This is a genomic window from Neobacillus sp. MER 74, assembly GCF_023714155.1.
Genome location: NZ_JAMAUV010000105.1, coordinates 1 through 271, shown reverse-complemented (window position 1 = coordinate 271; position 271 = coordinate 1). Strand labels below are relative to the sequence as shown.

Sequence of the window (271 nt, the reverse complement as noted above, 5' to 3'; positions counted from 1 at the left end):
GGTTGATATTCCTGTACCACCTCTTTATCGTTTGAGCAATGGGGGGACGCAGGAGGATAGGGTAAGCGCGCTGTTGGATATGCGCGTCTAAGCAGTTAGGCTGAGAGGTAGGCAAATCCGCCTCTCATATAAGGCTGAGCTGTGACAGCGAGGGAAATTTAGTACCGAAGTTCCTGATTCCACACTGCCAAGAAAAGCCTCTAGCGAGATAAAAGGTGCCCGTACCGCAAACCGACACAGGTAGGCGAGGAGAGAATCCTAAGGTGAGCGA

The 271-nt window shown here is 51.7% G+C and carries 1 rRNA gene; it reads left to right on the top strand.

Features of this window, described 5'->3' with window-relative positions:
- A 23S ribosomal RNA gene (locus M3610_RS27725) occupies positions 1 to 271 on the top strand; the annotation flags it as partial.